At 69.7% G+C, this 23,658-nt stretch carries 24 protein-coding genes; 13 read left to right on the top strand and 11 right to left on the bottom strand.

The genetic code is table 11. The features are described 5' to 3' along the window. The first annotated feature begins 7 nt into the window (after window positions 1–7). Window positions 8–739 carry an ergothioneine biosynthesis protein EgtC gene (egtC, locus tag ACQPYZ_RS26395; protein WP_433160813.1) on the top strand — a complete coding sequence of 244 codons (732 nt, stop codon included), beginning with the start codon at window positions 8–10 and terminating at the stop codon, window positions 737–739. Continuing rightward, window positions 736–1,701 (top strand): L-histidine N(alpha)-methyltransferase, encoded by a 966-nt coding sequence (gene egtD / locus ACQPYZ_RS26390; RefSeq protein ID WP_433160811.1) that lies wholly within the window; start codon window positions 736–738, stop codon window positions 1,699–1,701. Before egtC ends, egtD begins: the two co-directional genes overlap by 4 nt. A gap of 63 nt (window positions 1,702–1,764) precedes the next feature. Here egtD and ACQPYZ_RS26385 read toward each other — a convergent pair whose 3' ends face one another. From ACQPYZ_RS26385 to ACQPYZ_RS26375, 3 genes are read right to left on the bottom strand one after another with little or no spacing between them, the layout of a single operon-like run. Then, window positions 1,765–3,066 (bottom strand): ABC transporter substrate-binding protein, encoded by a 1,302-nt coding sequence (locus ACQPYZ_RS26385; protein WP_433160809.1) that lies wholly within the window; start codon window positions 3,064–3,066, stop codon window positions 1,765–1,767. 15 nt (window positions 3,067–3,081) lie between these two features. Continuing rightward, a complete protein-coding gene (locus ACQPYZ_RS26380; RefSeq protein ID WP_433160807.1) occupies window positions 3,082–3,999 on the bottom strand; it encodes a carbohydrate ABC transporter permease in 918 nt (305 codons plus the stop codon). Then, the gene (locus tag ACQPYZ_RS26375) at window positions 3,980–4,936 is read right to left on the bottom strand and encodes a carbohydrate ABC transporter permease (RefSeq protein WP_433160806.1); all 957 of its coding nucleotides are present in this window, start codon (window positions 4,934–4,936) and stop codon (window positions 3,980–3,982) included. Before ACQPYZ_RS26375 ends, ACQPYZ_RS26380 begins: the two co-directional genes overlap by 20 nt. Before the next feature lie 101 nt (window positions 4,937–5,037). Between ACQPYZ_RS26375 and ACQPYZ_RS26370 the strand changes: the two genes are divergently transcribed. Then, window positions 5,038–6,087 (top strand): LacI family DNA-binding transcriptional regulator, encoded by a 1,050-nt coding sequence (locus tag ACQPYZ_RS26370; protein WP_433160804.1) that lies wholly within the window; start codon window positions 5,038–5,040, stop codon window positions 6,085–6,087. 28 nt (window positions 6,088–6,115) lie between these two features. Beyond that, the gene (locus ACQPYZ_RS26365; protein ID WP_433160803.1) at window positions 6,116–6,838 is read left to right on the top strand and encodes an alpha/beta fold hydrolase; all 723 of its coding nucleotides are present in this window, start codon (window positions 6,116–6,118) and stop codon (window positions 6,836–6,838) included. A 39-nt stretch (window positions 6,839–6,877) separates the two neighbouring features. Here ACQPYZ_RS26365 and ACQPYZ_RS26360 read toward each other — a convergent pair whose 3' ends face one another. Then, window positions 6,878–7,573 (bottom strand): CHAP domain-containing protein, encoded by a 696-nt coding sequence (locus ACQPYZ_RS26360; RefSeq protein ID WP_433160801.1) that lies wholly within the window; start codon window positions 7,571–7,573, stop codon window positions 6,878–6,880. Between the two features lie 107 nt (window positions 7,574–7,680). On the opposite strand from ACQPYZ_RS26360, the gene ACQPYZ_RS26355 reads away from it, so the two are divergent. From ACQPYZ_RS26355 to ACQPYZ_RS26320, 8 genes are all read left to right on the top strand, one after another. Further along, the gene (locus ACQPYZ_RS26355; RefSeq protein WP_433160800.1) at window positions 7,681–8,364 is read left to right on the top strand and encodes an NBR1-Ig-like domain-containing protein; all 684 of its coding nucleotides are present in this window, start codon (window positions 7,681–7,683) and stop codon (window positions 8,362–8,364) included. A 97-nt stretch (window positions 8,365–8,461) separates the two neighbouring features. Beyond that, a complete protein-coding gene (locus ACQPYZ_RS26350; RefSeq protein WP_433160798.1) occupies window positions 8,462–10,321 on the top strand; it encodes an alpha/beta hydrolase in 1,860 nt (619 codons plus the stop codon). Between the two features lie 94 nt (window positions 10,322–10,415). Next, on the top strand, window positions 10,416–10,796 hold the full coding sequence (locus tag ACQPYZ_RS26345) for a pyridoxamine 5'-phosphate oxidase family protein (protein ID WP_433160796.1): 381 nt from the start codon (window positions 10,416–10,418) through the stop codon (window positions 10,794–10,796). Continuing rightward, complete coding sequence (gene cbiE / locus ACQPYZ_RS26340; protein WP_433160795.1) at window positions 10,789–11,988, top strand: precorrin-6y C5,15-methyltransferase (decarboxylating) subunit CbiE; 1,200 nt, start codon at window positions 10,789–10,791, stop codon at window positions 11,986–11,988. Before ACQPYZ_RS26345 ends, cbiE begins: the two co-directional genes overlap by 8 nt. A 31-nt stretch (window positions 11,989–12,019) precedes the next feature. Beyond that, on the top strand, window positions 12,020–12,760 hold the full coding sequence (gene cobM, locus ACQPYZ_RS26335) for a precorrin-4 C(11)-methyltransferase (RefSeq protein WP_433160794.1): 741 nt from the start codon (window positions 12,020–12,022) through the stop codon (window positions 12,758–12,760). After that, window positions 12,757–13,479, top strand: a complete 723-nt coding sequence (locus tag ACQPYZ_RS26330) for a cobalt-precorrin-6A reductase (RefSeq protein ID WP_433160792.1) — start codon at window positions 12,757–12,759, stop codon at window positions 13,477–13,479. The genes cobM and ACQPYZ_RS26330 overlap by 4 nt, the downstream gene beginning before the upstream one ends. 10 nt (window positions 13,480–13,489) lie before the next feature. Further along, a complete protein-coding gene (gene rpe / locus ACQPYZ_RS26325) occupies window positions 13,490–14,152 on the top strand; it encodes a ribulose-phosphate 3-epimerase (RefSeq protein ID WP_433160790.1) in 663 nt (220 codons plus the stop codon). A gap of 27 nt (window positions 14,153–14,179) precedes the next feature. Beyond that, window positions 14,180–14,971 (top strand): HAD-IIA family hydrolase, encoded by a 792-nt coding sequence (locus tag ACQPYZ_RS26320; RefSeq protein WP_433160788.1) that lies wholly within the window; start codon window positions 14,180–14,182, stop codon window positions 14,969–14,971. Here the strand turns inward: ACQPYZ_RS26320 and ACQPYZ_RS26315 are convergent. The 6 genes from ACQPYZ_RS26315 to ACQPYZ_RS26290 all read right to left on the bottom strand — a co-directional run bounded on the left by ACQPYZ_RS26315 (window position 14,968) and on the right by ACQPYZ_RS26290 (window position 20,128). After that, a complete protein-coding gene (locus ACQPYZ_RS26315; protein WP_433160786.1) occupies window positions 14,968–15,696 on the bottom strand; it encodes a polysaccharide deacetylase family protein in 729 nt (242 codons plus the stop codon). The two genes, ACQPYZ_RS26320 and ACQPYZ_RS26315, sit on opposite strands and share 4 nt — an antisense overlap. Window positions 15,697–15,811: 115 nt before the next feature. Then, window positions 15,812–16,555 carry an amino acid ABC transporter ATP-binding protein gene (locus ACQPYZ_RS26310; protein ID WP_433160784.1) on the bottom strand — a complete coding sequence of 248 codons (744 nt, stop codon included), beginning with the start codon at window positions 16,553–16,555 and terminating at the stop codon, window positions 15,812–15,814. Then, a complete protein-coding gene (locus ACQPYZ_RS26305) occupies window positions 16,539–17,303 on the bottom strand; it encodes an amino acid ABC transporter permease (protein WP_433160782.1) in 765 nt (254 codons plus the stop codon). The genes ACQPYZ_RS26310 and ACQPYZ_RS26305 overlap by 17 nt, the downstream gene beginning before the upstream one ends. Next, window positions 17,303–18,157 (bottom strand): substrate-binding periplasmic protein, encoded by an 855-nt coding sequence (locus ACQPYZ_RS26300; RefSeq protein ID WP_433160781.1) that lies wholly within the window; start codon window positions 18,155–18,157, stop codon window positions 17,303–17,305. The genes ACQPYZ_RS26305 and ACQPYZ_RS26300 overlap by 1 nt, the downstream gene beginning before the upstream one ends. Before the next feature lie 212 nt (window positions 18,158–18,369). After that, a complete protein-coding gene (locus ACQPYZ_RS26295; RefSeq protein WP_433160779.1) occupies window positions 18,370–19,116 on the bottom strand; it encodes a phosphotransferase family protein in 747 nt (248 codons plus the stop codon). Window positions 19,117–19,360: 244 nt separating this feature from the next. After that, entirely contained in the window at window positions 19,361–20,128 is a 768-nt protein-coding gene (locus ACQPYZ_RS26290; protein ID WP_433160777.1) for a DNA-binding protein, read from the bottom strand. A gap of 172 nt (window positions 20,129–20,300) precedes the next feature. Between ACQPYZ_RS26290 and ACQPYZ_RS26285 the strand changes: the two genes are divergently transcribed. After that, window positions 20,301–22,346 (top strand): vWA domain-containing protein, encoded by a 2,046-nt coding sequence (locus ACQPYZ_RS26285; protein ID WP_433160776.1) that lies wholly within the window; start codon window positions 20,301–20,303, stop codon window positions 22,344–22,346. 63 nt (window positions 22,347–22,409) lie between these two features. Here ACQPYZ_RS26285 and ACQPYZ_RS26280 read toward each other — a convergent pair whose 3' ends face one another. After that, window positions 22,410–23,603, bottom strand: a complete 1,194-nt coding sequence (locus ACQPYZ_RS26280; protein WP_433160774.1) for a serine/threonine-protein kinase — start codon at window positions 23,601–23,603, stop codon at window positions 22,410–22,412. Window positions 23,604–23,658: the final 55 nt, after the last annotated feature.

Here is a 23,658-nt window from a genome sequence, read left to right as displayed (position 1 = left end):
CCGTCACTTGGCCTACCTGGGCCCACCGGTAACCCTCGCCTCGCTGGTCCTCGACCCGGCGCATGCGTTGTACGAACAGAGCTGGGCGCCGAACGACATGCGCGGTGGTGGCACCGTCAACGCCGACGGCTTCGGTCTCGCCTGGTACACCGAGGGCACCGCAGTGCGGTACCGGCGGAACGTGCCGATCTGGGCGGACGACAACCTCCCCGGGCTGGCGGCGAGCATCCGGTCCGGGGCGGTGGTGGCCGCGGTGCGGAACGGGACGGTCGGGATGCAACTGGGGGAGTCCGCGGTTGCACCGTTCATGGTGGACGACTGGTTCTTCAGTCACAACGGGATGATCACCGGCTATCCGGACTCCACGGTGAAGCTGGCTGAGCAACTCCCGGCGGCCGACCTGCTGCGCCTCGACGCACCGACCGACTCCGCGCTGCTCAGCGCGCTCATCGCCCACCGTCTGCGTGCCGGGACAACCCCGGCCGACGCGGTGGCGTCCGTCGTACGAGAGGTGGAGGCGGTAGCGCCGGGCTCGCGGCTCAACGTGCTGCTGACCGACGGCGAGCAGTTGGTCGCGACCACCTGGACGCACTCGTTGTGGGTCCGCTCGACCGCGGACTCGCTCACCGTCAGCTCCGAGCCGTTCGGTGACGGCGGCTGGGACGAAGTACCCGACTACTCGCTGCTCGTGGCTACCGCGACGACGCTGCGGATCACGCCGATGGAAGGACCACAGTGACCCAGATCGACGTACACCTCACCCCGGACTACGCCGCGCGATCGCTGCGGGAGGACGTCCGGGCGGGCCTGACCGGGGACCCGAAATGGCTGCCGCCGAAGTGGTTCTACGACGCCCGCGGGAGCGAGCTGTTCGAGCAGATCACCCGCCTGCCGGAGTACTACCCGACCCGCGCCGAGCGCGAGATCCTGCAGGCGCGCGCGGGCGAGATCGCGAAGATCACCAAGGCGCACACGCTGGTCGAGCTCGGCTCCGGCTCGTCGGAGAAGACCCGGCTGCTGCTCGACGGGCTGCGCGACTTCGGCACGCTGACGACGTTCGTGCCGCTCGACGTCTCTGAGTCCGCGCTGCGGGACGCGGCCGACGCGATCAACGTCGACTACCCGGCGCTCGCGGTCCACGGGGTGGTCGGTGACTTCACCGCTCATCTCGACAAGCTCCCGGGCGATCCGCCGCGGATCGTCGCGTTCCTCGGCGGCACCATCGGCAACCTGCTGCCGGCCGAGCGGGAGATCTTCTACGCATCGGTCCGCGAGGTCCTCGAGCCGGGGGAGTGGTTGCTGCTCGGCACCGACCTGGTGAAGGATCCGGCGACCCTGGTCGCGGCGTACGACGACAGCGCGGGCGTCACCGCGGAGTTCAACCGGAACGTGCTCCGGGTGATCAACCGGCAGTTGGGCGCGGACTTCGACGTGGACGCGTTCAGCCACGTGGCGATCTGGGACGCCGAGAACGAGTGGATCGAGATGCACCTGCGCGCCGACCGCGCGATGCGGGTGCTGATCCCGGAGATCCACCTGGAGGTCGACTTCGCCGAAGGCGAGGAGCTCAGCACCGAGATCTCCGCCAAGTTCCACCACCAAACCGTCCAGGCCGAGCTCGCCAGAGCCCACTTCACCGACGCCGCCTGGTGGACCGACCCCCAAGCCCGCTTCGCCCTCTCCCTCTGGCAAGCAATCTGAGAGACCTGCGGCTGACCTACTCCCGCGCGTCCGGCGAGCGCTGCTCGCCGGACGCGCGGTTCGTCAGCCGCCCTGTTTGATCAGGTCGTTGATCTTGGTGACGTAGGTCTGCAGTTCGGAGATCGGCTTCTTGCCGCTCAGGATCGGCTGGTACGTCGCCGTCGTCAGGTCACCCACCTGTTGCGCCCACTGGGTGGTGAAGCGGACGCCGACCGTCTTCTCCGCGGCCAGGTCGGCCTTGACCGTGTCGACGACGGTCGTCTGCTGCGCCTTGGTGAGCGCGTCGAAGTAGCTCGCCTGCGCCGGCGTGTAGGCCGGCGGCGCCACCGGTGAGGCCGGCAGGACGGCGTCCCACACCTTGGTGTTGATGTACTGCAGCACCTTGAACGTCGCGTCCTGGTTCTTGGTGTACTGCGGCGTGCAGATCCCGACCGAGTCGTACAGCGTCACCGGCGTGTCCACCTGCGGGAACGGCGCGAAGCCGTACTTCACCTTCGGCTTGTCCGTCTGGAACCCGGCCGCCAGCCACTGCCCGCCGAACATCATCGGCACCTTGCCGGCCGCGAAGAGCGACTGCACGTTCGAGGCGTCGTACCCGGGCGGCGAGACCGACCCGTTCTTGACCGCGTCGACGAGCTTCTGCACGCCCTCGGTGTACTTGCCGTCGGCCTCGGCCTTGGTCGGGTGGTTGACGTTGTCGGTGAACGGCGCCCCGCCGGCCGAGACGGAGTACATGCTCATCGTGAACGGTCCGTCCGGGCCGGTGAGCTGATCGGCGACCAGGCCGTACTTCGCGCCGTTCTTGTTCGCCAGCTTCGCGGCGGCGGCGTACATCTCGTCCCACGTCCAGCCGGCCTTCGGCACGGGTACGCCGGCCGCCGTGAACGCGTCGGCGTTGTACCAGACGCCGTACGCGTTCATCAGCGACGGCAGGCCGCCCATCTGGCCGTCGGCGGTCTTCCAGTTCTCCATCGCGGACGGGACGAACTTGTCGGCCTTGAAGTCGCCGTCGCCCTCGTTGATCTTCTCGGTCCAGTCGACCAGCAGACCCTGCGTGGTGTACTGCTGCTCGGTGTCGTTGCCGCACCAGAACAGGTCCGGCAGCTTCTTCGCCTGCGTCAGCGACGCGAGCTTGTCGCCGAAGTTGCCGCTCGGGGTGTCGAGCAACTCGACGGTGATGCCTTCTTCCTTGAAGTCGGCGAGCGCCTTCTTGATGGCCGCGTTGGTCTGCGCCGACTCCCAGGTCATCACGGTCACGGTGACCGGGCCGTCGCCCGACCCGCCGCCGGAGTCGGACCCGCTGCAGGCGGTTGCCGTCAGCAACCCGGCACACGCCAGCGCGGTGCCGATGACGAGCTGTTTCACGAGAACATCCCCTCTCTATTTCTGGTTCGTGCTGCCGAGAGCGCCGAGACCCTGGATGAAGTAGCGCTGCGCGGCGAAGAAGACGATCAGCGGCGGCAGCATGTAGAGCAGGTTGGTGGCCATGTAGTAGCTCCAGTCCGGCGTCTGCCCGGCGAAGGCGGAGATGAACGACGCCATCCCGACCGAGAGCGGCCACTTCTCGGACGAGTACAGGTAGACCAGCGGGTTGAGGAAGTCGTTCCAGGACGCCTGGAACGCCAGGATCGCCATCGTGATCCAGGCCGGCCGGGTCAGCGGCAGCATCACCTGGGTGAAGATCCGGAAGTGGCCGGCACCGTCGATCTTGGCGGCCTCGTCGATGGAGTACGGGATCGCCAGGAAGTACTGCCGGGCGAGGAAGATGAACAGCGGGTTCCCGCCGAGGAAGGCGGGCACGATCAGCGGCAGCCAGGTGTCGTACCAGCCGATGCTCTTGTAGAGCTGGAACAACGGGATCAGGCCGACCACGCCGGGCAGCAGCATGCTGCCGACGAACAGGTAGAACCAGAGCTTCCGGCCGGGGAACCGCAACCGGGCCAGCGCGTACCCAGCCATCATCGCGGTCAGCACACCGCCGAGCACGCTGAGCGCGGTGATGATGGTGGAGTTGAGCAACAGCCGGGGAAAGTGGATGGCCTCCGGACCGTTGACGAAGTTGCTCCAGGTCCACTCGGTCGGCAGCAGCTTCGGCGGGATGTCGAAGACCGCGGTCCGGCTCTTCAGCCCGATGGTGATCATCCACAGCAGCGGGACGACCATCACCGCGCAGATGAACAACGCGGTCACGTACCACGCCGTCGTACCGACCAGGCGGGGCTTCTTCGGGGGACGCGGCGCCGGTGGTTCCGTGACCGGGACGACCGGGGCGGCGGCTTCAGTCGGGAGTGTTGTCACTGTAGGTCCAGAGCGAGGTGAACTTCGCGGTCAGGGCGATCACGGCGATGATCAGGACGAACAGCACCCACACCTGCGCGGACGCGTACCCGAGCTGCGGGATCCGGCCGAGGTTCGGGAAGCCGTTGTTGTAGATCGACAGCATCAGCACGTTGGTGCTGAAGCCGGGGCCGCCGTTGGTGAGGATCTTCGGCTGGTTGAACGTCTGCAGGGCCGCGGTGGTCTGCAGGATCACCTGCAGCAGCATGATCGGGCTGATCATCGGCAGGGTGATCCGGAAGAACACCGAGGCCGACCCGGCGCCGTCGACCCGGGCGGCCTCGTACAGCTCGGTCGGGACCGCCTGCAATGCGGCCAGGAAGATGATCATCGTGCCGCCGACGCCCCACAGCATCACGATGACGACGGACGGCATCGACATCGCCGGGCTCTGCAGCCACAGACTGGTCGGCAGGCCGAGCCGTTCCAGGATCGTGTTCAGCAGCCCGACCTGGGGGTTCATGATGAACTTCCAGAGCGTGATGGTGGCGATCGCCGGCAGTACGACGGGCAGGTAGGCCAGCGTCCGGACCAGCCGTACACCGGCGAACCGCTGGTTGCAGAACATCGCCAGCGCCAGGCCGAGGATCAGCGACAACGGCACGTAGAGCAGGACGAGGTACCCGGTCGCCCGCAGCGACGGCCAGAACGCCGGGTCGACCGTGAACAGCCGGCGGAAGTTGCCCAGGCCAACGAACACCGGGTCGGTCAGGCCGTTGTAGCGGGTCAGCGACAGGTAGAAGGAACGGATCAGCGGATACACCACGAAGACGGTGAACCCGATGATCGCCGGCGCGATGAACAGGTACGCCGCCTTGACGTCGGACCCCGCGTTGCGGCTCATCCCGGCCCGGCTGCGCCGCGGGCGCCGGCGCGCGCCCTGGACGGCCGTGCTCATGCCGGCCTCGTCGAAGGATTCATCCGGCCTCCTGGACGGTAACGTTTCCAAGATTTACTGTTGGCTGGACGATGCCGTGTCGTGAAAAGGAAGTCAACCCCGTGACCGAAACGTTTCCAAGGCAGGCCGAGGCGAGCCGCCCGACGATGATCGACGTGGCCCGCCGCGCCGGGGTGGGGCTCGGCACGGTGTCGCGGGTGGTGAACGGCGGCCACGGCGTCCGGGACGAGACCGCCGAGCGGGTCCGGGCCGCGATCGCCGAGCTCGGCTTCCAGCGCAACGAGGTCGCCCGGGCGCTGCGGCCGGGCAAGAAGTCGTCCAGTCTCGCGCTCGTGCTCGGCGACCTGACCAACCCGTTCTACGCGACCATCGCGAAGTCGTCGCTCGAGGTCGCCGGGCAGTCGGGGTTCGCCGTCGTCCTCGGCAGTGTCGACGAGGATCCGGAAGGGGAGAAGCGGGCGATCCAGGAGCTGGTCAGCCGGCAGGTCGCCGGGTTGATGATCGTCCCCGACCAGGGCGACCACTCGTTCCTGGCCGGTGCCGGCGTACCCGTGGTGTTCGTCGACCGGCCGGCGCACGGGATCGACGCCGACATCGTGATGGTCGACAACGAGGGCGGCGGCCGGCTCGCGACCGAGCACCTGCTCGACCAGGGGCACGAGCGGATCGCGATCCTGCTGGCCCCGTCGTACTACACGACCGGGCGGCGGTTGCGCGGGTACCGCCGCGCGCATCGGTCCGCGGGGATCGCGGTCGACGAGTCGCTGGTCGTGCAGCTGCCCGAGGGCAACGCCGAGGCCGCGGAGAAGGCGACGCTGGAGCTGATGCTGCAGCCCGATCCGCCGACCGCGGTGTTCGCGTCGACGAACTTCCTCACCGAGGGCGTCCTGCGGGCGTTGCGCGAGATCGGCCGGGAGCCGGCCGTGGTCGGGTTCGACGACTTCCGGCTCGCCGACATGCTGCCGACCCCGGTGACGGTCGTTGCCTCCGACATCGCCGAGCTCGGCCGGTCCGCCGCACGCCTGCTGCTGGCTCGAGCCTCCGGCGCGGACCCGCGGCCGCCGCAGCGGATCGTGCTTCCCTGCGCCCTGATCCAGCGCGGCTCGGGTGAGCGGCCACCGGATTCTGCTCCGAAGAGAAAGCCGCGCTGACCCTGACGGCGCGGCCTATGGTCGAGCCGTGCACTACGAATCGTTCGGGGACGGCACGCCGATCGTCTTCCTGCCCGGCTGGGGCGGGGACGCCGGCGAAGGCAGAGACGTCCACGAGCCGGTGTTCGAAGGCCGCGCCGGTTGGCGGCGGATCTACGTCGACCCACCCGGCACCGGCAAGTCGCCCGCGGACCCCGCTATCACCGACCAGGACGGGGTGCTCGCAGCCATCCTGGAGTTGATCGACGAGGTCGTCGGCGCCGGACGCTTCGCCCTCGCCGGTACGTCGGCCGGCGGCCTGCACGCCCGCGGCATCGTCAAACGCAACCCGGCCCGCGTCCTCGGACTCCTGCTCCGCGTCCCCGGCATCGTCGTCGACCGCACCCGACGGACGCTGCCGGCCGACGAGGTCACCAGGACGCCTGCCTGGCACGAGAAGCAGCGCAGGTACTACGACGTCGCCGAGGCACAGGCGGATCTCGAGTTCCTCGGCCGGATCCAGGCCGACGTGCGCGCGTATGCGCTCAGCGAGGACCCGGCGACCCGCTTCGACGGCCCGGCCCTGATCGTCACCGGTCGCCGGGACACCATCACCGGGTACGCCGACGCCTGGTCGATCCTCGACGACTACCCGCACGCGACGTACGTCGTACTCGACCAGGAAGGACATGAACTGCCGGTCCGGAGCACGGCTCTTTATCGGGCGCTGGTCGCGGACTGGCTGGACCGGCTCGAGCACCCGGACGCGTGAGGGGCGGAACGCGCGTCCGGGTGCTCGCGATCAGTCGGCTCAGAAGTTCGGCCAGGCCCAGCCGAGGTACCTGGAGAAGTACGGGAGCTTGGCCAGGCCGATCTTGCCGTTGACGCTGGTGGCCCAGAAGTAGCCGTCACCGCGGGCCACCCCGACGTGGCCGTAGGGGGCGGCGAGGTCCCAGAACACCAGGGCGCCCTTCGGCGGGTTCAGGTCGCCGCGGTGGGCGGCGCCGCGGGCGACGGCGTCGTTCCAGTTCGCCTTGGCCGAGGCGTAGATCCCGGTCTTGCCGTACGAGTTCTCGGCCGCCATCTCGCAGTACCCCTGGTAGGCGGTCGAGCCGTTGCGGGCGGCGAACCAGGCGATGGCCTTGTCGGCCCGCGGGTTGCTGGTGCACAGCGGCGCGACCAGGCCGGAGCTGCCGGTGTTCACGTAGGCGTCCGAGATGAAGCCTTTGCCCGGGATGTGGTCCCAGATCAGGCTGCGGCCGAACTTGCCGGTCACGGGCTCGCCGTAGATCTGGCAGTCGATCTCGACCGGGCCGTTCGGCTGGGTCCCGACCGCACTGAAGGTGGTCGCGTTGCCGGAGCGGATGGTCACGCCGAGCCCGCTGTCGGTGACGACCGTGCCGGTTGCGGCGCTGGCAGGCAGGGTGCCCGCGCCGACCAGGGCGCCGGCGGCGAGCAGGGTGACGGCGGTGAGGCGGGCGGTGATGCGCAGGAGGGCGGTACGCATGGTGTTTGTCCTTTTCGCTGAGTCAGTGGCGAACTGGCACTGACTTACAGAGAATCAGAGGGTTACGGTGTTGTCGCAGTGGGCAACGATCGACCCGGGAGTCCGCCGTGAGACCAGCGCAGGCGCGTTTCCTGATCGGCTGCCGGATGCGTGAGCTCCGGGAGGCGGCCGGCGTACCGCTGTCGCGCGCGGCCGCCCTGTCCGGCTGGGACAAGGGCCACCTGTCCCGGGTCGAGCGCGGCCACACCAAGCCGAGCCGCGAGCTGATCGAGTGGTACGACGCCTCGTTCGGGGCCGGCCAGGCGCTGGTCAACCAGCTGGTGGAGCTGGACGCGGCGGTCCGGGCCGGCCGGGACGTGTCCCAGCGGGACCTGCGCCGGCACGTCCAGCCGGTGATGCTCGGCGGATCGGTGCCGGTCGACCACCACCCGGAGGACCGCGCCGAGCTGGTCGGGGAGACCGTGCCGGACGGGACCCGGGTGTGCCGGGACCAGGAGTTCGACAAGACCTGGGAGCTCCGCAACAGCGGTGAACGTCCGTGGCGCGACCGCTGGCTGACCCGGCAGGGCGCCGCCGGTACGCCGGGATGGTTGCGGTCACCGCATCGCGCCCGGCTGCCGGACGCCGTACCGGGGGAGATCGTCACCGTGGCGATGCGGTTGCAGGCGCCGTCGCAGGTCGGCGCGTCGACGGCGTACTTCAAGATCACCGACGACGCCGGGCGGTTGTACTACCCCGGACTGGAGTCGCCGCCGGTGTACTGCACGATCTTCACCGTCTACGAACTTTAGGGATTGCCCTTGACCTTCGTTCGACGGGTGTTGCGGACGCCCCGTTCCGGAATACGTTGCTGCCCTGTAACCCGCCCGGACAACAGGAGTAGGCAGCGTGATCAGATTTCCGAAGATCGCCCTGGCCCTGGCTGCGGCACTCGTCGTGCCCCAGGTGGCCATCAGTTCGGCCTCGGCAGCGCCCCCTGCCAAAGGACCGGTGGACCCGCCGGTCCCGTCCATCCCTCAGAAGTACCTCGACCAGCCGATCAACTGGTCGGTCTGCTCGTTCGACGCCACGGTCAAGAGTCTCTATCCGCAGGCGCCGACCACGAACTGCGCGAAGGTGAAGGTCCCGATGGACTGGGCCGACCCGGACGCGCACCCCGACGTCGAGGTCGCCATCGCCTACAGCAAGGCCACCGGTACGTCGAAGGGCCTGATGACGACCAACCCGGGCGGCCCGGGTGGCGCCGGCCTGACGCTGTCGGCCTCGCTGGCGATCGACAAGCCCCAGCTGTTCAGTGACTTCGACCTGCTCGGCTTCGACCCGCGCGGGTTCGGCCAGAGCACGCCGCTGCAGTGCCTGACCACGACCGAGGCGCTGAACGCGCTGCCGACCACGCCGGACTACAAGGAGCGCACCCGGCAGACGCATCGCGTCGAGGTGGCCGAGGCCAAGCTGTACGCCGACGCCTGCTCAGCGACCGAGTTCGGCCAGTTCGTCAGCAGCCAGCAGACCGTGTACGACATGGAGTTCCTGCGGGCGCTGTTCGAGGCGCGCCAGCTGAACCTGATCGGCTACAGCTACGGCACCTGGCTCGGCGGCTGGTACGCCGACACCTACCCGTCGAAGGTCGGCCGGTTCGTGATCGACTCGAACATGGACTGGACCCACACCCAGTGGGAGAACGTGAACTTCGACCCGTTCTCCGGCCAGCGCCGGCGCGACACCCAGCTGTTCCCGTGGATCGCCCGGCACGCCGACCAGATCTCCGGCCTCGGCAGCACGTTCCGCCAGGTGCGGGCGACGTACAACGGGATCCGCGCCGGCCTGGTCGCGCGGGTCAAGGCCGGTACGTCGTCGGTCCGCGGTGACGACCTGGACGGCATCATCTACAGCGTCCAGTACGGCAACGTCCGCTTCATCCGGGGGACGCTCGACATCCTGATCCACGACGAGTACCTGAAGGACCCGTCGGCGTCGGGGCAGATCGAGTTGCGGCACGTCGACCGTGCCTGGGCCCGGATCTCGCCGGAACTGCAGGCCTTCGACACACTCGCGGCGATGCGGGCCCGGTACGGTGTGACGCCGGCCGCCTCCACCACCGCGGCGGCCTTGCGGGTCGACTCGACCCGGTCGATCCTGGCCGACGCCCGCGCGGCCGCGGCCAAGTCGAAGGGCGACGCCGTGGTCAACCTCGGCGCGATCGGTACGACGGTCCGCTGCAACGACACCAAGTGGAACAGCGACCCGCGGTTCTACCTGCGCGAGGCGGACCGGATGGCCGCCAAGTACGACTTCTTCGGCTACATGAACGGCGTACCGTTCTGCGCCTTCTGGCCGTACGAGCCGCAGGACCGCAAGCTGGACCTCAAGGGCTCGCCGCGGATGCTGATGATCCAGGGCGAGCTCGACCCGGCGACGGCGTACGAGGGTGCGCTGCGGACCCACAAGGACACCGCCCGCGCCACCCGGTTCGTCGCCATCGACGACGAGGGCCAGCACGGGCAGTACGTCGGCTCGGCCTCGTCCTGCGCCGAGGAGATCGGTGACACCTTCGTGTTCACCGGCGAGCTCCCCGGCAAGAACCAGGTCTGCGGCACGTCCCCCCTGCCCGCCGAGCTGTCCGTCTACGCGGTCAACGGCCCGGTGGACGGCAACGCCGTACGCCTCCCCAAGTCCAAGACCGACCACAAGGTGAACCCCCTCCTCCGCCAGGCCCTGGACACAGTGGCCGCCGGCACCCTCCGCTAGCCGCCCAGAAGGGCCCGGCCCCCGCGCCGGGCCCTTCACGGCTGCACGTGGGTGGGTTCCGCCGGCTGGGTGGTGGCTGGCCTACGATCGCGGGGTGCGGTGGAGTGGCGGGTTGGTGGAGTTCTGGACCGAGCGGCATCTGTGTGTGCTGAGCACGGTCCGCGCGGACGGGACGGTGCACTCGACGCCGGTCGGGGCGACGCTGGATGTCGAGGCGGGGCTCGTGCGGGTGATCTGCTCGGGGACGTCGTACAAGGCGCGGACGATCCGCAAGGCCGGGGTTGCCGCGGTTTCGGTGACGCAGGTGGACGGACGGCGGTGGTCGTCGCTGGAGGGACGTGCGGTGGTCAGCGACGACCCCGCGCGGGTGGAGGACGCGGTACGGCGGTACGCCAAGCGCTACCGAGAGCCGCGGGTCAACCCGAAGCGGGTGGTCATCGAGATCACCGTGACCAAGGTGCTGGGCAATGCGTGAGCCGGTCACCGTCGTAGGGATCGGTGCAGACGGGTGGGACGGGCTGTCACCGGCTGCCCGGAATGCCGTGTCCGCAGCTGAAGTGCTGATGGGTAGCACGAGGCAGTTGGAGTTGGTGCCGGGCTCGAATGCGAAGCGTGTGCCCTGGCCGTCGCCGTTGTCGGAGTCCTTGCCGGGCCTGTTGGACGAGCACCGCAGTCGGCGAGTATGCGTGCTGGCCAGCGGAGACCCGACGTTCCACGGCATCGGTACGACGCTGACCCGGTTGCTCGGCGCGGACGGCGTACGGGTGATCCCACACCCGTCAAGTGTGTCGCTGGCGTGTGCGCGACTCGGCTGGCCGCAGGACCAGGTGCAAGTGGTCAGTCTGGTCGGGCACCCGGTGGAGCTGGTGCATCCGCATGTCCAGCCGGGCCGTCGGCTGCTGGTGCTGAGTTGGGGTGCGCACACCCCGGCACAGGTCGCTGCACTGCTCCAAGCGCGTGGTTACGGCACTAGCTCGATGACTGTGCTCGAACAGCTCGGCGGGCCGTCCGAGCGCGTGCGGACGACTACGGCTGCGGACTGGTCGGGTGACGTCGATGCGCTCAACGTGATCGGCGTACTGTGCGCGGCGGACGCGGGTGCTGCGCTGCTGCCGACTGTGCCCGGGCTGCCGGACGACGCGTACGAGAACGACGGGCAGCTCACCAAACGCGAAGTACGCGCGGTCACGCTGTCACGGCTCGCACCGGTGCCCGGACACCTCCTGTGGGACGTCGGCGGCGGCGCCGGCAGCATCGCGATCGAGTGGTCGCGGCATCACCCCACCTGCCGGGCGATCGCGATCGAACGCGATCCGGACCGGGCCAAGCGCCTCGACCGCAACGCGGCCGCTCTCGGCGTCACCGTCAGGACCGTGCTCGGCGAAGCACCTGCCGCATTGGATGGCCTGGAGACTCCCGACGCGGTCTTCGTCGGCGGGGGAGCGACGGCACCGGGTCTGATCGAGGCGTGCTGGCACGCCCTCGCTCCCGGCGGTCGCCTGGTCGTGAACGGCGTGACGCTCGAGACCGAAGCGTTGATCGCGCACTGGTACGGCGAACTCGGCGGTGACCTCGTCCGCCTCGACGTCCAACGGGCCGCGCCGGTCGGAACCATGACCGGCTGGCGACCCGCCATGCTCGTGACGATCTGGAGCGTGACCAAGTGAGGGCAGCGAACGACGCGCATCGGGGGGCTCCGTGACCGTGCACTTCATCGGTGCCGGGCCCGGGGCCGCCGACCTGATCACCGTCCGCGGCCGTGACCTGATCGCGTCCGCACCCGTCTGCCTGTACGCCGGCGCGCTCGTCCCGATCGAGCTCCTCGACCACTGCCCGCCCGGCGCCCGCACGGTGGACACGGCGAACCTGGACCTCGACCAGATCATCGACGAGCTGGCGACCGCGCACGCCGACGGACTCGACGTCGCCCGGCTGCACTCCGGCGACCCGTCGGTGTTCAGCGCGATGGCCGAGCAGATGCGCCGACTCGACGACCTCGGCATCCCGTACGACGTGACCCCGGGCGTCCCGGCGTACGCCGCCGCCGCGGCCACCCTCGGACGTGAGCTGACCGTCCCCGAGGTCGGCCAGACCGTGATCCTCACGCGGATCGCCGGCCGCGCGTCCGCGATGCCGCCCGGCGAGGACCTCTCGACCCTCGGCGCCAGCCGGTCGACGATGGTGCTGCACCTCGCGGTCCAGGCGATCGACCGCGTGGTCGCCGGGCTCACCCCGACGTACGGCGCCGACTGTCCGGTCGCCGTGGTCGCCCGGGCGTCCCGCGAGGACGAGGTGGTCCTGCGGGGCACGCTCGCCGACATCGCCGACCAGGTGCGGGCCGCGGACATCCGTCGTACCGCGGTCATCATCGTCGGCCAGGTGCTGTCGGCGACGGCGTTCCGGGACAGCCACCTGTACTCGACGACGCGATCTCGATGAAGCTGCTCCTGCTGGGCGGCACCGGCGAGGCGCGCGAGCTGGCGGACGTGCTCACCGACGCTGAGGTGGTGTCGTCGCTGGCCGGGCGGATCAGTGACGCGCGACTGCCTGCAGGTCAGGTCCGGCAGGGCGGCTTCGGCGGCGTCGAAGGTCTGATCGACTGGCTGCGGACCAACGATGTCGACGCGGTGGTCGACGCCACCCATCCGTTCGCCGCGACGATGACCGAGCACGCGTTGACAGCGACCGGCCGGTTGGGCCTGCCACTGCTGGTGCTCCGCCGACCGGGCTGGACCGAGCAGCCTGGCGACGTGTGGCACTGGGCAGACACCGCTGCGGCAGCTGCCGGCATGCTGCCGACGATCGGCAGCCGGGTGTTCCTCACCATCGGGCGCCAAGGTCTGGACGCTTTCAGCACGACCGGTCTGTGGACGATCGCGCGCTGTGTGGATCCGCCGGAGCTGGTCCCGACGTGGTGCGAGCTGATCCTCGACCGCGGCCCGTACGACGTCGCCGGCGAAGTCGGGGTGCTGCGGCGGCACCGGATCGACGTACTGGTGACGAAGGACAGCGGTGGTCCGCGGACGTCGGCGAAGCTGGTGGCGGCTCGCGAGCTCGGCGTACCCGTGGTGGTGATCCGCCGTCCGCCGCTGCCCGCGGGCGTCGACGTGGTGGACTCGGTGGACCGGGTCGTCGAGTGGGTCAGGGCCCGTCGGTAGATTGACGCCCATGGGGATTCAGATCGCGCCGAGCATCCTGTCCGCCGACTTCGCCCGGCTCGCCGACGAGGCCGCGGCCGTGTCGAACGCCGACTGGCTGCACGTCGACGTGATGGACAATCACTTCGTCCCGAACCTCACCCTCGGGATGCCGGTGGTCGAGTCGCTTGCGAAGGCGACCGACACGCCGCTCGACTGCCACCTGATGATCGAGGACCCCGACCGGTGGGCCCCCGGGTACGTCGAGGCCGGCGCCTCGAGCGTCACCTTCCACGTCGAGGCGTGCCGCGCCCCGATCCGGACCGCGCGGGAGATCCGCGCGAAAGGTGCCCGCGCGGCGATGGCGCTGAAGCCCGCCACCCCGATCGAGCCGTACGAGGACCTGCTGCCCGAGCTCGACATGATCCTGATCATGACCGTCGAGCCCGGGTTCGGCGGCCAGAAGTTCCTGGACGTGGTCGTGCCGAAGATCCGCCGGACCCGGCAGCTCCTCGACAAGCACGGTCTCGACCTGTGGGTGCAGATCGACGGCGGGGTCTCGGTGGACACGATCGAGCGCTGCGCCGACGCCGGCGCGGACGTCTTCGTCGCCGGCTCGGCCGTGTACGCCGCCGACGACCCGAACGCGATGGTCGACGAGCTCCGCACCCTCGCGCAGCAGGCCGCCGGCTGAATCCGGCCGCTCCTCTACGATGAGCCCATGTCGGAGCACAAGCCGGTGGAGAGCTGGCTGACGGACATGGACGGCGTCCTCGTGCACGAGGAGCGCGCCATCCCCGGGGCGAGTGAGTTCATCGGCTCGCTGCAGAAGTCCGGGAAGAAGTTCCTGGTGCTGACCAACAACTCGATCTTCACCCCGCGCGACCTCCGCGCCCGGTTGCTTGCCGGTGGCATCGACGTACCCGAGGCCGCAATCTGGACCAGTGCGCTGGCCACCGCCCAGTTCCTCGACGACCAGCGTCCGGGCGGTACGGCGTACGTGATCGGTGAGGCCGGCCTGACCACGGCCCTGCACGAGATCGGCTACGTGCTGACCGAGCGGGCGCCGGACTACGTCGTCCTCGGGGAGACCCGGACGTACTCGTTCGAGGCGATCACCAAGGCGATCCGGCTGATCTCCGCCGGCGCCCGGTTCCTGGCCACGAACCCGGACCCGACCGGCCCGTCGACCGAGGGCCCGCTGCCCGCGACCGGGTCGGTGGCCGCGCTGATCACCCGCGCCACCGGCGTCGCGCCGTACTTCGTCGGCAAGCCGAACCCGCTGATGATGCGCAGCGCGCTCAACCGGATCGAGGCGCACTCCGAGACCACGGTGATGATCGGCGACCGGATGGACACCGACATCATCAGCGGGCTCGAGGCCGGCCTGCGCAGCGTGCTCGTGCTGTCCGGCTCGACCGGCGAGCACGAGGTCGATCGCTTCCCGTACCGCCCGACCCGGATCGTCGAGTCGATCGCGGACGTCGTCCCGCTGGTCGAGGCGTTCGCCTAGCAGGTCAGCGTGCGGAAGCCGTACCCGTTGGCCTTGAGCGCCTTCAGGATCGCCGGCAGCGCTGCCACCGTTTGACTGCGGTTCCCGCCGCCGTCGTGCATGAGGATCACCGAGCCGTTGCGTACGCCGGCCAGCACCCGCTTCACGATCGCCGCCGTACCGGGCTTGGTCCAGTCACGCGAGTCGACGTCCCAGATGACCAGCTTCTTCCGCAGGGCCTTGGCGTGCCGGGCGACCGCGCTGTTCATCGCGCCGTACGGCGGCCGGACGCACCGCGGGACCACCCCGGTCTGCGCGCTGATCGAGCGATCCGTGGACTGGAGTTGCCGGATGAGCGCGGCGGCGGAGAGCTTCCGCAGGTCGGCGTGCGTCCAGGTGTGGTTCTGCACGCTGTGCCCGGCGTCGTGGATCCGCTTGGTCAGCGCCGGGTGCTGCGTCACCTTCTGGCCGACCTCGAAGAACGTCGCCTTGGCGTCGTACTTCGCCAGGATGTCGAGGACCTGTGGGGTGTAGACCGGGTCCGGGCCGTCGTCGAACGTGAGCACGACGTACTTGGCCGGCAGCGCGACCTGGGCCGGAGCCGCCGCTGCCGCCGGTGGGGCCGGGTTGGGCGGTGGCGGAGCCGGCGTACGGGCGGCGGCGACCACCACCGAGCCGATCACCGTGCTGACAGCCGCCATCATCGCCAGTCCGACCAAGCGGTTCCCGGCGCGCGTCAATGCCATGTGTCCCCCAGGGCGGTGGTGGGCTCACTTCCTCACCCGTCCACCATCGGCACGATCCGCCGGAAAGCGAGCACCCACGCCGCTGCCGCGTCAACGAACTACGAATACCGGACGTTCAGAGCACCTGGGAGAGGAACTGCCGGAGGCGGGGCGACTCCGCGGCGGTGAAGATCTGGTCCGGTACGCCGGCCTCGACCACGACCCCGTGGTCCATGAACGCGACCTGGTCGGCCACCTCGCGGGCGAAGCCCATCTCGTGGGTGACCACGACCATCGTCATCCCGGCCTGGGCGAGCTCGGCCATCAGACCCAGGACCCCCTTCACCAGCTCCGGGTCGAGCGCGGAGGTGGCCTCGTCGAACAGCATGACCTCGGGCTTCATCGCCAGTGCCCGCGCGATCGCGACGCGTTGCTGCTGACCTCCGGACAGGTTGCCCGGGCGGGCGGCCGCCTTGCTGCTCAGGCCGACCAGCTCGAGCTGCGCCAGCGCCGCGGCCCGCGCCTCGTCCGGGCCGAGCTTGTCGATCTTCCGCAACGGCAGCGTGATGTTGTCCAGCACGGTCTTGTGCGGGAACAGGTTGAAGTGCTGGAACACCATCCCGATCCGCCGCCGCAGCACGTCCGGGTTGGTCCTCAGCACCGATTCGCCGGCCAGCCGGACGTCCCCGGCGTCCGGTTCGAGCAACCGGTTGATCGCGCGCAGCAACGTCGACTTCCCGGATCCGGACGGCCCGATGACGCACGCCGTACGCCCGGCCGGCACGGACAGATCCACGCCGCGCAGCACCTTGTTGCTGCCGAACGCCAGCTCGACCCCTTCGACGTCCAGGCTGGCCGCCGCCTCAACGGTGGTCTGCATGCGCCAACTCCTCCCGTACGACGTCTGGTTGGTTCTCGTCGGCCGGCCGGCCCTCGCGCAGGCGCTTGTCGAAGTAGTTCACCAGGTGGGTCAGCGGCACGGTGATCACCAAGTAGAAGATGCCGGCCAGCAGCAACGGCGACAGGTTGCCGTTCGTCGCGGCCGCGTCCTGGCCGATCCGGAACAGCTCCCGCTGGCTGGCCAGCAGCCCGAGGAAGTAGACCAGGCTGGACTCCTTCACCAGGGCGATGAACTGGTTCACGAGCGCCGGCAGCACCCGCCGTACTCCTTGCGGGATGACGACCAGCCGCATCCCGGCCGGGTAGCTGAACCCGAGCGCCCGGGCCGCCTCGAGTTGGCCCTTCTCCACGCTCTGGATGCCGGAGCGGAAGATCTCACCGATGTACGCCGCGGCGATCAGCGAGAGGGCCAGGATGCCGAGGGGATACGGGTTCGGGCCCCACCAGTGCCGGGTGATCGGCGAGAGGCCCTGGCCGATCAGCAGGATGGTCAGGATGGCCGGCAGTCCGCGGAAGATGTCGGTGTAGATCTTCGCCGGCCAGCGCAGCCAGCGCTTCCGCGACAGGGCCATGACCGCCACGACCATGCCGAGCAGGGTGCCCAGCACGACCGAGGCGGCCGCCAGCACGAGAGTGTTGACCAGTCCTACCGTGAGCATCTCGGGCAGGACTTCCTTCATCGACCCCCAGTCGAGGAAGGTGTCGTTCAGCGTGGACCAGATGTCCATCAGCCGGCTGCGGGCGTCGTGAACTTGACGGTGCCGCTGCCCGGCTTGAAGTTCGGCGGTACGGCGCGGCCCGGGTAGTACTGCTCGACCAGCTTGGTCCACGTGCCGTCGGCGATCACCTCGTCGAGCGCCTTGTTGACCGCCTCGCGCAGTTCGTCGTTGCTCTTGGCCACCGCGAACGCCATCGGGGCATCGCTGAGCTCCTTCGCGGCCAGGATCACCGTGCCGCCGCCCTGCTCCTTGGCCATCTTCTCGCCGATCTCGGCAGGGGAGACCCACGCGTCCGCTGTACCCGCCTTGAGCTGGCCGAGCGCGGCGTTGTAGTTCGGCACCCGGACCGGGTCGAGATCCTTCTGGGTGGCGTAGTCGTCCTGGACGGTGCCCTGGACGACGACCACGCGCTTGCCCTGAAGCTGGTCGAACGTCGTGATGCCGGAGTCCTTCGTGGTGTTCAGCCCGAGGTACCCGAAGTCATACCCATTGCTGAAGGCAACCGTCTTTTTGCGGGCCTCGGTGACCGTGATCGACGAGCTGCCGAGGTCGTACTGACCGCCGTTCACCTGCGACAGCAGCGCGGAGAAGTCGGTGCCGACGAACTCCGGCTTCAGGTTCAGCTTCGCCGCGACCGCGGTGATCAGGTCGTTGTCGAACCCGGTGAACCTGCCGTCCTGCACGTACACGTTCGGCGGCGCATCCGTCAGCGTCCCGATCCGCAACGTCCCGGACTTGATCAGCCCGAGGTCCGGACCGTTCGACGCCGCGTCGTCCTCGCTGCCGCAGGCGACCATCGAAACGGCCAGCGTGACAGCGGCTCCCACCGCGACGACCCGTCGAAAGGCGCTGAAGGCGCGCACAGCTCTCTCCTCACAACCGTTGGTTCAGCACGGAGCGACCGCTCCGCCGTCCGATCCCAACACCGGCTCCGAGAACGCCATTCCGGCCTGACATCCTGTGAGACAGGCGGAAATCCTCGTCGGGCTTGTGTTAACCGACGTGCTCCGGAGTGACCGCGCGCACATCTTTCGGACCTCTCGTCGTGGTGAGGATCACGGCCGACGTTTCGAGGTCAGCTCAGTTGGGCGAGGGCCGACCTGAGGAACGCATCACGTCGTGCGGTCATCGGTCCGAGATCGGTCGGGGTGTTGAGGGCCGCGACCGCGTCCCAGTAGGCGACGTCGGTCGCGGGTCGTCCGGTGGCCTGCTCCCAACCGGTCACTATCCCGGCGGTTGCCTCGGGCCCATAGGTGATCGCCAACTGCTTCCGGAGCTCCCCGAGGTCGACTCCTGGGTCGCCGACTCCGGCCGTCTTCCAGTCGATGAACACGCAGCGTGGGTCGCCTGCCCACAACAGGTTGCCGAACCACACGTCACCGTGAACGAACACCGTCGCGTCTCGCGGCTCGGGCATGCTCCGAATCAACTCGTCCGCTCTCTGCAGCAGAGGCGTGGTCGGCATCCTGCCTTCCCGCCGATCAGCCGCGAAGTCGTCCACCGCGATCGGCCTCGGCCTGAACGGCAGGTGCGGCTGCGGCGCGAGCGCGACCGCGTGGATCTGCGCCAGCGCCGCACCCGCCACCCGACCCCAATCGCGCCGGTCAGACACCGCCTCCGGCCGGGCCGCTCGCCCAGACCGAGGGCCGGCCGGCGGTTCGCTCGACGAAGCACCTGGCCACGCTGTGCTCCCGTCGACGAACGTCTCCAGGCTCGCCGCTACGCCGGCCACGCGCCCATCGAGATCCTTGGCAATCAATCGCGGCGCCGCGAGCCCGTGCCGCTCGGCCACCTCCAGCGCAGCAGCCCCCGTGGCCACCATCGCCGCATCAACCCGAGGCGTAACAGACCGCAACACGACATCCAACCGCCGCCCCTGTACGTCGACGGTCAGCCGCCACGGACCCTGATCGCCGTGCAGCGCGTGCACGGACCGGACCACAGCGCCGCCCAACTCTCCGACCGCCCAGCGTAACAACCGCTCGGCCGGCCCCACCTGATCTGAAGTCCTACCCTTCCCGCACTCGGTGAGGCTGGCACACGGACGGGTAGGGGTCAACCGCGATCTATCCGCCCTGGTGGCGCTCGTAGTGCGCGAGGGCATCAGCGGTCCGGCCGGTGCCGTAGGTCAGCAGGAGGTCGGCGAGGGCAGGGGAGTCAGCGGCGATGGCGTTGGCCGCGTTCTGGATCTCGTCGGCCGACGCGACCGCGCGGAAGAGGTCCTGGATCTCGCGGACGACGGCGCGCGCGGACGGCGGCGTATTCACCGTGGGCTGGGGCGCCGCTGCCGGAGCCTGCATGGCCGGCGGAGTGGCGAACGGTGTGCCCTGCCCGGGAGCCGGCGTCCGGCCGGACGCGGGGGTCTGGCCGGATGCGAGGGTCTGGCCGGACGCGGGGGTCTGGCCGGATGCGAGGGTCTGGCCGGACGCGGGGGTTTGGCCGGGCGCCGGGGTCTGGCCCGGAGTTGTGGCCTGATCGTGGGCGATCTGGGCCGGGCGAGGGAGCTGGGCGGTGGGGTCCGAACGGGTGAAGGCGCCGGTCGCGCCGCGGATCCGGTCGAGCTCGGCGGGGATGTCGTCCGGATCGATCTCCCCGATGTACGCCAGGTGGGCGAGCTGGTCGAGCGCCTGCAGCCGGGAGACCACCGCCGGGTTGCCGATCTTCACCCGTTGGGCGCTCATCAGCTGCGACAGCATCGGCGCGGACAGCCCGATCACCTGCGCCAGCGCACCCTGCGTCAGCTGCAGCGGCCCGATCACCCGGCGGACGAGCTCGCCGAGCGGTTCGCCGTACAGTTCGGTCTGCTGCTGCAGGTTGAGTGCCGTCTGGTCCATCCGCGTGATCCCCTCGTGACGCCGCCTTGTCGGTAGCGACTGCAAACATCTTCGCAGTCGCGAACGCAAATTTCCACTTCGGCTCTGGGTGCCCCGACTTGGAGGCAGCGACTTGACATTTGCAATCGCAAACTGCGAGTGTTTGCGGCAGCGAATCTCACTGGAGGAAACGATGACGATGCAGGGACACCGCCGCCCCGGGGTGGGGGCGATCCTCGCCATCACGCTGACCGCACTGCTCGCCGGTCTGACGGCCCCCACCGCCCAGGCCGACCCGGAGCCGGGCGGCAAGCTGGTCCTGGTGCTCGACTCGTCCGGCTCGATGAAGGAGCCGGCCGGCGACGGGCAGACCAAGATCGCCGCCGCGCGCACCGCGCTCACCAAGGTGGTGACCAAGCTGCCGACGGACGCGGAGGTCGGCCTGCGCGTCTACGGCGCGACCGTGTTCAAGCGCACCCAGGCCGGTGCGTGCACGGACACCCAGCTGTCCGTGCCGATCGGCAGGGACAACCGGCCGCAGTTGCAGGCAGCCATCGCGAAGTACAAGCCGTACGGCGAGACGCCGATCGGATACGCGCTGCAGCAGGCTGCCAAGGATCTCGGCCCGACCGGTCAGCGCACGATCGTGCTGGTCTCCGACGGTGAGGCCACCTGCGCACCCGACCCGTGCGTGGTGGCGCAGTCGATCGCCAAGCAGGGCATCGACCTGAAGATCGACGTCGTCGGCTTCCGGGTCGGCGGGACGGCGCGTAGCCAGCTGCAGTGCGTGGCCCGCGAGGGTCGCGGCGACTACTACGACGCCGACTCGACCATCGACCTCGAAGCCGGGCTCGACCGCCTGTCCACCCGGGCGTTCCGGCCGTTCCGCATCTCCGGCACGCCGATCGAGGGCGGCCCGCAGCAGGAAGGCGCCCCGGTGGTTGCCCCTGGCCACTACTCGGACACCTTTGGCGGCGACGAGACCGCGAAGTACTACCTGATCAAGCGCAGCATCAAGGGCTCGACCCTGCGGGCCGGCGTCAGCTTCCGGCGGGTGCCGGGCAAGGAGCTGGTGATCCAGGCGGAGGTGAAGCTCAAGACGCTGGCCGGTGACAGCTGCGGCTGGAGCTACCCGCGCGTGTTCGGCAGCGACCAAGGGCTGGCCACCGGCACCGCTTCGAGCTGGTCCGACTGGCAGGAGGAGTGCGCGGACTCCGATCAGATGGTGCTGACCGTCTCACCGGGCAAGGACTACCGCGAGCTCAAGGGTGTGCCGTTCGAGCTGCGGATCGACGAGGAGCCGCCGGTGTCGTCCACGGCGAACCTGCCCGAGGAGGCCGGCGACCCGACGTGGACCTCGATGCCCGGCACGACCCCGCGCGAGATCGTTCCCGGCTCGAGCTTCCCGGACGCGCCGCTGCTCGAGCCCGGCAGCTACAAGACCACGCTGATGCCGGGTGAGCTCCAGTTGTACCGGGTGAAGGCCGACTGGGGTCAGCGGATCCAGGCGCAGTTCACGGTGCCGAAGCTCGGCGCGGCGACGAGCAAGGCACTGGGCGGAATCCGGTATCTCGACACCGCCGTCATCTCGCCGATCGGCGAGGACGTGTACTCCGTGTTCGCGAAGAAGGTCCCCGGTGGGTCGGGCAAGCGCGGCGTACTGACCAAGGACGGCACGATCCAGGCGCTCACCACCAAGGAGATCCGGTACCTGAACCGCAACGGTGCCAACAACCAGGACACCGGGACGTCGATGCCGGGTGAGTACTACCTCGCGGTCACGCTGACCCGCAAGGACGACGACCGGGCGTTCACCATCCCGGTGACCCTCACGGTCGGTCTGGAAGGAACGGCCGGCACCGGCAAGCCCGAGTACGTCGATGGCGCCACTCCCGTCGCGGGCACCTCGGTCACTCCCACGCCTACCGCCGACCCGTCGGAGCCGGCCGACTCCGGTGACGAGAACGGCAACCAGGCCGGTGGGCCTGTTCAGGGCAACAGCAACGACACCGACTCCGGCGACAGCACCCCGCTCGCGCTCGTCGCGGGCCTCTCCGGGGGCGGCGTGGCTCTTCTGTTGCTGGGCGTCTTCGCAGTCCTCCGTCTCCGCAGGAAGCCCGCCGTCCAGCCTGGCGGTTGGTCAGCTGCTCCACAGCATCCGGGGAACGTACCGCCGCACCACAACCAGCCGCCCCAGCATTACCCGAACCACGGCGGCCAGCAGCCCCCGAACCGCTGACTCACCCAGAGCCCGGGCCGATGGCCCGGGCCCTGCCTTCATGACGAGTCTGCTGCGGGTGGGTCAGGTGAGGAGGAGCCAGGCGGCGGTGGTGAGGAGGGCCAATGCACCGGTGAAGGAGAGGACCGCGAGGGCGAGCCACGCTCGGGTGCGCGTCTGGATGCGGGTAGATGCGGTGCGCGTGGGTGCAGACGGGCCGATCGGGCCGGGGTGCTGTGACACGGAGCTCGGCTGGTCGGCGGCCTGGTTGGTGGCGGCGTGGGGGGTGGCGGGCCGCTGATCGGATGGTGCGGGTCGTGTCGGGGTGGCGGGTTGCTGGTCGGATGGTGCGGGTCGTGGCGGGGTGGCGGGCCGCTGGTCGGATGGTGTGGGTCGTGGCGGGGTGGCGGGCCGTTGGGGGTGAGGGGCAGGGTCGGTGGGGGTCCAGGTGGGTGGGAGGGGCGGCAGTTGGTCGAAGACTTCGGGGGAGTCGGGTTGCGTGGCCCATGGGGTGGCCGACGCGGGAGGGAGCGCCCCGGACTCGGCCAGGAGGCGGCCCGCGGCGTGGGCGGAGGCAGGGCGTTGGGTGGGGTCGGTCGCCGTACTGCGGTGGATGAACTCGGCGAAGGGCCCATCGACGGGTGGGAGCTTGCCGTCAGCGCCGGGTCGTTCGCCGGTGAGGAGTTCGGCGGCCACCGCGCCGACTGTGTAGAGGTCCTGGCGCGGATCGGGGTCGGCGCCGGCCAGCTGCTCGGGGCCGATGTAGCCGGGCGTGCCGAGGACGGTGCTGTGGCGCGTCATCCGGGGTTCGTCGAGGAGCCCGGCGACGCCGAAGTCGGACAGACGCAGGTGCGGGCGGCCTTTCCCGGTGACGTCGAGCAGGAGGTTGGCTGGCTTCAGGTCGCGGTGTACGACGCCGGCCGCGTGGACCGCGGACAGCCCGTGCAGCAGTTGATCGAGCAGCACGGCGACGTACGACGTGGGGAGCGGGCCGTGGTCGCCGAGCAGGGTCGCGACGGAGCCGCCGCGCACCAGGTCCATGGCGAACACGACCTTGTCGTCGTCGGCCGCCCACCCGTGGGGCGCGACCACGTGCGGGTGCTCGATCCGCAGCGACTGCTCGCGGACGAACCGCAGCAGCGTCGCCGCGTCGTGCTGGCCGAGGACCTTCGCCGCCACGTACGCCGACCGCCGCAGGTCCCACGCCCGCCAGACCGAGCCCATGCCACCGGTCCCGATCAGGTCGATCAGCCGATACCGCCCAGCAAACGCCTCCACCGGCAAGAACCTACCGCCCCACCAGACCGCATCCACGACCTCGTCCGGCGACGCT

This window comes from Kribbella sp. CA-247076 (genome assembly GCF_050942445.1).
In the GTDB taxonomy this organism is placed as follows: domain Bacteria; phylum Actinomycetota; class Actinomycetes; order Propionibacteriales; family Kribbellaceae; genus Kribbella.
This window is presented reverse-complemented; position numbering and strand designations above follow the sequence as displayed.

What these genes read in the sequence shown, in the direction of transcription:
- ACQPYZ_RS26320 (WP_433160788.1), top strand. Translation starts at nt 14,180, where the DNA reads ATGTCGGAGCACAAGCCGGTGGAGAGCTGGCTGACGGACATGGACGGC.
- ACQPYZ_RS26295 (WP_433160779.1), bottom strand. Translation starts at nt 19,116, where the DNA reads ATGGTGGCCACGGGGGCTGCTGCGCTGGAGGTGGCCGAGCGGCACGGG.
- ACQPYZ_RS26360 (WP_433160801.1), bottom strand. Translation starts at nt 7,573, where the DNA reads ATGCGTACCGCCCTCCTGCGCATCACCGCCCGCCTCACCGCCGTCACC.
- ACQPYZ_RS26375 (WP_433160806.1), bottom strand. Translation starts at nt 4,936, where the DNA reads ATGAGCACGGCCGTCCAGGGCGCGCGCCGGCGCCCGCGGCGCAGCCGG.
- rpe (WP_433160790.1), top strand. Translation starts at nt 13,490, where the DNA reads ATGGGGATTCAGATCGCGCCGAGCATCCTGTCCGCCGACTTCGCCCGG.
- ACQPYZ_RS26285 (WP_433160776.1), top strand. Translation starts at nt 20,301, where the DNA reads ATGACGATGCAGGGACACCGCCGCCCCGGGGTGGGGGCGATCCTCGCC.
- ACQPYZ_RS26310 (WP_433160784.1), bottom strand. Translation starts at nt 16,555, where the DNA reads ATGCAGACCACCGTTGAGGCGGCGGCCAGCCTGGACGTCGAAGGGGTC.
- ACQPYZ_RS26290 (WP_433160777.1), bottom strand. Translation starts at nt 20,128, where the DNA reads ATGGACCAGACGGCACTCAACCTGCAGCAGCAGACCGAACTGTACGGC.
- cbiE (WP_433160795.1), top strand. Translation starts at nt 10,789, where the DNA reads ATGCGTGAGCCGGTCACCGTCGTAGGGATCGGTGCAGACGGGTGGGAC.
- ACQPYZ_RS26315 (WP_433160786.1), bottom strand. Translation starts at nt 15,696, where the DNA reads ATGGCATTGACGCGCGCCGGGAACCGCTTGGTCGGACTGGCGATGATG.
- ACQPYZ_RS26330 (WP_433160792.1), top strand. Translation starts at nt 12,757, where the DNA reads ATGAAGCTGCTCCTGCTGGGCGGCACCGGCGAGGCGCGCGAGCTGGCG.
- ACQPYZ_RS26305 (WP_433160782.1), bottom strand. Translation starts at nt 17,303, where the DNA reads ATGGACATCTGGTCCACGCTGAACGACACCTTCCTCGACTGGGGGTCG.